Below are 6,670 nucleotides of genomic sequence, written 5' to 3'. Positions count from 1 at the left end.
CCGCCGACTTGGAAAAGGCCTTTCTCACCGCCCGCTCCGAGGCCAAGGCCGCCTTTGGCAATGACGAGGTCTATATCGAGAAATATCTGACCACGCCGCGCCATATCGAAATTCAGGTGTTCGGCGATGGCAAGGGCCGCGCCGTGCATCTGGGCGAGCGCGATTGCTCGTTGCAACGCCGCCATCAAAAGGTGCTGGAAGAGGCCCCCGGCCCCTGCATCACCGCCGAGGAACGCGCGCGTATCGGCAAGATCTGCGCCGATGCCTGCGCGAACATCCAGTATCGCGGTGCAGGCACCATCGAGTTTCTCTATGAAAAGGGCGACTTCTTTTTCATCGAGATGAACACGCGCTTGCAGGTCGAGCATCCCGTGACCGAGGCGATCTTTGGCGTCGATCTTGTGCAGGAACAGATCCGCGTGGCCGAAGGCCTGCCGATGTCCTTCACCCAAGACGACCTCATCATCAATGGTCACGCCATCGAGGTCCGCATCAACGCCGAGAAACTGCCGGATTTTGCGCCGCGTCCCGGTCGGATCACCCAGTTTCACGCCCCCGGCGGACTTGGCGTGCGGATGGATTCGGCGCTCTATGATGGCTATAAAATCCCGCCCTATTACGACAGCCTGATTGCCAAGCTGATCGTGCATGGCAAGGACCGTCACAGCGCCCTCCAGCGTCTCGCCCGCGCCCTTGGCGAATTGATCGTCGATGGCGTCGACACCACCGTGCCGCTCTTTCACGCGCTCTTGCAGGAAGAGGACATCCAGTCCGGGAATTACAACATTCACTGGCTGGAGCATTGGCTGGAAACAAACCTGCGCGACTGAGGTCTCGTGCGAGGGACGGACAGACGCGAATGGCCTCTTTGCTGCCTTTCGTCCCAAGCCCCTGCGCGCGGGCTCACTCCCGAAGGGCGCCGCGCGTCGCACCGCATTAGCCAAACGTCCCCGTCAGGCCAACCCAGCCCGTCCGCCCCCTAGACCTTGCCGGAAATCACCCGAGCGGCCGCCGCCAACCCGCCCTCACCATGCGGAATATCGAGCGCGGCCAACCCGGCCTCGATCGCTCCAAGCGCCCCCAGAACCATATGCGCATTGACATGCCCCATATGGCCGATGCGGAAAAATCCGTGCCACGCCGGATCACCCGGCTCTGCCATGCCAAGACCGATCCCCAGCGTCACGCCCGCATGATCCTGCACCCAGGACCGCAACCGCGACCCATGCGGTGCGCCGATCCGAAGCGCGGTCACGGCCCGGCTGCGCAAGGCAGGATCAGCGATATTCAACTCGAGCGGCCCCACCTGCCCCCAAGTCTCGCATGCGGCCCAGATGGCCCGCGCCAGCCGGTCATGCCGCGCCCAGACCGCCTCGATCCCGCCCTCTGCCGCGATCAGGTCGAGCGCCGCACGCAACCCGTAAAGGTGATGCGTGGGCGCAGTGCCACCGAAATACTGATAGAACATCTGCGGGTCGGCCCGGTTGGTCCAATCCCAGTAGCGACTGACCAGAGGCATCTTCTTGCGCGCCTCCGCCGCCTTGTCGGAAAAGAACACAAACGCCAGACCGGGCGGCACCATCAGCCCCTTTTGACTGCCCGCAACCATGACATCGACACCCCAATCGTCCATCTCGAACCGGTCACAGGCGAGCGAGGCAATACAATCCGCCATCAAAAGCGCCGGATGCCCGGCCGCGTCCAGCGCCGCCCGCACCCCGGCAATGTGATTGAGAACAGAGGTCGACGTATCGACATGGGTGGCCAGAACCGCCTTGATCGTGTGCGCCTTATCAGCACGCAGTACCTCTTCCAGACGGGTCAGATCAATCGGCGACCGCTTGCCGAAATCCAGCATTTCGACCGCGATCCCCTGCCCCTGCGCCACATCCGCCCAACCATGCCCGAACCGCCCCGTGGCCGGCACCAGCACCCGGTCGCCGGGTTGCAGCGTATTGGCGAGCGCCGCCTCCCACGCCCCATGCCCGTTCGAGATATAAATCGCTGCATGCTGACATGTGCGCGCCACCGCGCGCAAATCCGGGATCAACCCCGCCGTCATCTCGATCAGATCGCCCTCGTAGATATTCGGGGCGGCACGGTGCATGGCGCGCAGCACCTCTTCGGGCATGACCGAGGGGCCGGGAATGGCCAGATAGGCGCGACCGTGGGCGAGGCTCATGTGGGGGAACTCCTGCTTCTTCGCGCCGCACCTTACGCCCTTGGCAAGCGGCGTCAATCGCTGCTGCAAGGCGGCACGCCTGTGCAAGGAAAGCTTTTCAATCGCCACCAGCAGCAAGAAAATTCACAATTTTCTTGTCCGGAATTATTCAAGAACCCCGGCCCCCGCGCCGATACGCCTTCGCCAATACCTCCGGGTCCACCCCGCAAAGATAGCGGATCAATGTCCAGAGGTTGCGCGCGCCTCGCCACAGCCATCCTTCGCGCTGATACCGCGCCGCCGATGTCGTTACCGCCAGCGGCAAAAGCGCGATACGCCCCTTCAGCGCGCGCGCGATGGCCACATCCTCCATCAGCGGAATATCGGCAAATCCGCCCACCGCCTCATAGTCGTTGCGCGCGATCAAGAGCGCCTGATCACCATACGGCAGCCCCAGCACGCGGCTGCGCAGATTGGCCCAGCCCGCCACCAACCGGGGCATGACCCCGGCCGCGTCGAACGCCAGCCGAAACGCAGCAGGCCCGCCCTGTGCCATGCGCGCACTGACCACACCAGCCCATCCCGGAGGCAGCACCGTATCGGCATGCAGAAACAAGAGCCAGTCGCCACCCGCCACCTGCGCTCCGCGCCGCAACTGCCCGCCACGGGATGCCGCGCCCTGCACGATCACCGCCCCCGCCGCATCGGCGATTTGCAGGGTGGCATCCTCTGATCCGGCATCGCTGACTATCAACTCGCGGATCAATCCCGCCTCCAGCCCTTCCATGAGTGCCGCCAGACAGCTCGGCAGGCCCGCACCCGCATTCCGTGTCGGAATCACCACCGAGAGTGCTGCGCGCATGATGACCCCTGTTGTGTCTGCTTGCTTGACCTATATTACACCCGAACAACACGGGGGAAGAGGCATGACGCGCCGTATTCTGGAGATCACCGGCACCGACGCCCTGCATTTTCTGCAAGGGCTTGTGACCAACGACCTGCACAAACTGGATCACGGGCTGGTCTATGCGGCGATCCTGACACCGCAGGGCAAGTATCTGGCCGATTTTCTGCTATCGCGGCACGGCGATGCGATCTGGCTCGATGTCGATGAGAGCCTGGCGCCCATGCTCCTGCAACGGCTGACCATGTACAAGCTGCGCGCCAATGTGGCCATCACCGAAACCGCCCTCAGGGTGCGGCGCGGCACCGGCCCAGCCCCAGACGGAGCACTTGCCGATCCGCGGCATCCGGACCTCGGCTGGCGCCTCTATGGCGATGAGGGCGGCGACGACGGCAGCGATTTCGAGCGAATTCGCGTGGCCCATTGCATCCCCGAAACCGGGATTGAACTGACCCCTGATACCTTCATTCTCGAGGCCGGGTTCGAGCGCCTCAATGGCGTGGATTTCCGCAAGGGCTGTTACGTCGGCCAAGAGGTCACGGCCCGGATGAAACACAAGACCGAGTTGCGCAAGGGTCTGACCATGGTCGCCGTCCATGGCACAGCCGCCATCGGCAGCGATATCCTGACCCCCGAAGGCAAACCGGCAGGCACGCTCTATACCCAATCCGGCGGGCGCGGCATCGCCTACCTGCGCCACGACCGCGCCACGTCGGGCATGACCGCCGGCGAAGCACGGGTGGACCCGCTCTCAATCCCGGCGCACTAGAGCATGTTGCTCAAAAGCGGGAACCGATTTTGAGCTCCTCGAACATGCGAAATCAATAGGTTAGAGCGTGTTGCATGAATGCAAATGAACACAACACGCTCTAGGTGCAATACGCGCAACCGCATCGCGCATCCATGTTGGATCAGAAAAATTAGGGTAATGGTGGGTGATAAGGGATTTGAACCCCTGACATCTTCGATGTGAACGAAGCGCTCTACCACTGAGCTAATCACCCGCCGTGGGGGCTTTTAGCGTCACTCTTCGCCCTGTGCAACACCCTCTTTCATATCTTCGTCACTGTCTTCGTCGTCGCTCTCGGTGTCTGGTCCGGCACCGGGTTTTGCCTGCCGGATCTTGGCCACGATGATGCGGGCATTGGCCATGTCGCGCACCCGGTTGATCTTGATCTTGCCCAAGGGCGGCAGGTTGATTTCGCGGCCCTCGGCCAGTACTTCGCCCAAGACCGCAAGCACCGCCTCGATCACGGGCTTGGCATTTTTCTTCTTGATGTCGCCTTTGGCCAGAACCTTGTCGATCAGCTCTTGCTTCTTCAACTCCGGCCCGGCATCGGCGGGGATCGCGTCGGCCACCGTGAGCGCGATCACATTTGTTGCACCGCTCTCCACGGGCGTGGTCTCGAACGCGTCTGGGGTGGCGACCTCAGGCGCGCTATCCGCAGCCGCGGATTTGCGCGGGGTGCGGGGCTTGGCCGTCGTCGTTTTGGCGGTCGTCCGGGTGGTCGTCTTGCGCGGGCTCTTGGTCTTGGCCTTGGTCGTCATGATGCGCCTCAATTGTTTCGCTGCTGGAAACACGCTAGCGCGGAGGCGATTGCTTTACCAGTCAGACTTGTGGCTCTGAACCCTAATCAGGCGCCCTGCCCGGCCCCATTTGTGCCCCGGCGAGGGCCCGTGATCCTTGCAAGAAAATCAGCGGTTGTATTCCCCCACAAGACGGCAGAGTATCCCGCGCTGCACCCGAAACCGGATCAGGGATCGGGGCGCGTCCTTGCCGTCCTGCGCACCGCAGGCCGCAAGGCTTATTCATATCGGAGAAATCACCATGCGCATGATGCTTTTGGGCCTTCTGGCCTCACTTGGCCTGACCGCCTGCGAAACCATTCAAGGGGCCGGCCGCGACGTTCAGGACGCTGGCCAAGCGATTGAATCAGCCGTCGAATCCTAAGACCTTCGCGGATCAAAACCGCACCAGAGCTTTTCGCTGTTGCAGCGGAAAGCCCTAGTTGTCCATCTTGAGCGCGGAAATGAACGCCTCTTGCGGGATGTCCACCTTGCCGAATTGCCGCATCTTCTTTTTGCCGGCCTTCTGCTTTTCCAAGAGCTTCTTCTTGCGCGTGGCGTCGCCGCCATAACACTTGGCGGTCACGTCCTTGCGCAGCGCTGACAGAGTCTCGCGCGCGATCACCTTGCCGCCGATGGCCGCCTGGATCGGGATCTTGAACATGTGGCGCGGGATCAGATCCTTGAGCTTTTCGCACATCGCCCGACCGCGCGCTTCGGCCCGGTCGCGGTGGACCATCATCGAGAGCGCATCCACCGGCTCGTCATTCACGAGCACCTGCATCTTGACCAGATTATCCTCGCGATAGCCTTCGAGGTGATAGTCAAAAGACGCATAGCCCTTGGTCACGGATTTCAGACGGTCGTAGAAATCGAACACCACCTCGTTCAGAGGCAGGTCATAGACCACCATCGCCCGCGCACCGGCATAGGTCAGATCCATCTGAATCCCGCGCCGGTCCTGACAGAGCTTGAGCACATCGCCAAGATATTCATCCGGCACCAGAATCGTCGCCTTGATGCGCGGCTCCTCGATATGGGCCACATAGGTCAGATCGGGCATGTCGGCGGGGTTGTGCAGGTCGCGCCGTGTGCCGTCCTTCATGTAGAGATGATAGATCACCGACGGGGCCGTGGTGATCAGCTCGATATTGTATTCCCGCTCGATCCGGTCGCGGATCACCTCGAGGTGCAAGAGCCCCAGAAACCCGCAGCGAAAGCCAAAGCCAAGCGCCGCCGAGGTTTCCATCTCATAGCTGAAAGAGGCGTCATTCAGCGCCAGTTTCTCGATCGCGTCGCGCAGGTCCTCGAACTCGTTGGAATCCACCGGAAAGAGCCCGCAAAACACCACCGGCACCGAGGGCTTGAACCCCGGCAGCGCCTTGGCGCAGGGGCGTTTCTCGTGGGTGATCGTATCGCCCACCTTGGTATCGCGCACCTGCTTGATTGAAGCGGTGATAAACCCGATCTCGCCGGGCCCAAGGCTCTCGACCTTTTCCATCTGCGGGCGGAACACGCCGATCCGCTCGACATTATAGGTGGCCTCGGTCTGCATCATGTGGATGCGGTCGCCACGCTTCATGCGCCCGTCCATGATCCGCACCAGAACGACCACGCCCAGATAGGCATCATACCAGCTATCGACCAGCATCGCCTTGAGCGGCGCGTTCTCGTCGCCCTTGGGGGCGGGCAGATGCTTGACGATGGCCTCCAGCGTCTCAGCAATGCCGACGCCGGTCTTGGCTGACACGCGAATGGCACCGCTTGCGTCAATCCCGATCACATCCTCGATCTGTTCGGCCACCCGGTCACATTCCGACGCGGGCAGGTCGATCTTGTTGAGAATGGGCACGATTTCATGGCCCGCATCAATCGCCTGATACACATTGGCCAGGGTCTGCGCCTCAACACCTTGGGTGCTGTCCACCACCAAGAGACTGCCCTCGACCGCACGCATGGAGCGGCTGACCTCATAGGCAAAGTCCACATGGCCCGGCGTGTCGATCAGGTTGAGGACATAAATCTCGCCATCCTGCGCC

At 62.1% G+C, this 6,670-nt stretch carries 6 protein-coding genes, 1 tRNA gene and 1 pseudogene; 3 read left to right on the top strand and 5 right to left on the bottom strand.

Going from position 1 to position 6,670, the window contains the following annotated elements; genetic code table 11:
- Window positions 1-830: pseudogene (locus KBT70_RS13320) on the top strand (acetyl-CoA carboxylase biotin carboxylase subunit); the annotation flags it as partial.
- 149 nt (window positions 831-979) lie between these two features.
- Here KBT70_RS13320 and KBT70_RS13315 read toward each other — a convergent pair.
- Together KBT70_RS13315 and KBT70_RS13310 are read right to left on the bottom strand one after the other, a co-directional pair.
- The gene (locus KBT70_RS13315) at window positions 980-2,182 is read right to left on the bottom strand and encodes an aminotransferase class V-fold PLP-dependent enzyme (RefSeq protein WP_296634370.1); all 1,203 of its coding nucleotides are present in this window, start codon (window positions 2,180-2,182) and stop codon (window positions 980-982) included.
- A gap of 148 nt (window positions 2,183-2,330) precedes the next feature.
- Complete coding sequence (locus tag KBT70_RS13310) at window positions 2,331-3,023, bottom strand: TIGR04283 family arsenosugar biosynthesis glycosyltransferase (RefSeq protein WP_296634366.1); 693 nt, start codon at window positions 3,021-3,023, stop codon at window positions 2,331-2,333.
- A 64-nt stretch (window positions 3,024-3,087) separates the two neighbouring features.
- Between KBT70_RS13310 and KBT70_RS13305 the strand changes: the two genes are divergently transcribed.
- Window positions 3,088-3,834, top strand: a complete 747-nt coding sequence (locus tag KBT70_RS13305) for a folate-binding protein (protein WP_296634363.1) — start codon at window positions 3,088-3,090, stop codon at window positions 3,832-3,834.
- Window positions 3,835-3,994: 160 nt separating this feature from the next.
- Here KBT70_RS13305 and KBT70_RS13300 read toward each other — a convergent pair.
- Window positions 3,995-4,069: transfer RNA gene (locus tag KBT70_RS13300), tRNA-Val, on the bottom strand.
- Between the two features lie 19 nt (window positions 4,070-4,088).
- The gene (locus KBT70_RS13295) at window positions 4,089-4,613 is read right to left on the bottom strand and encodes an HU family DNA-binding protein (RefSeq protein WP_296634358.1); all 525 of its coding nucleotides are present in this window, start codon (window positions 4,611-4,613) and stop codon (window positions 4,089-4,091) included.
- Between the two features lie 280 nt (window positions 4,614-4,893).
- Between KBT70_RS13295 and KBT70_RS13290 the strand changes: the two genes are divergently transcribed.
- Window positions 4,894-5,016 (top strand): entericidin A/B family lipoprotein, encoded by a 123-nt coding sequence (locus KBT70_RS13290; protein WP_296634355.1) that lies wholly within the window; start codon window positions 4,894-4,896, stop codon window positions 5,014-5,016.
- 54 nt (window positions 5,017-5,070) lie between these two features.
- Here the strand turns inward: KBT70_RS13290 and lepA are convergent.
- The coding region (gene lepA / locus KBT70_RS13285; RefSeq protein WP_296634352.1) for a translation elongation factor 4 at window positions 5,071-6,670 on the bottom strand (1,600 nt) is incomplete at its 5' end.

Source organism: Roseovarius sp. (assembly GCF_018066915.1).
Classification (GTDB): Bacteria; Pseudomonadota; Alphaproteobacteria; order Rhodobacterales; family Rhodobacteraceae; genus Roseovarius.
This window is presented reverse-complemented; position numbering and strand designations above follow the sequence as displayed.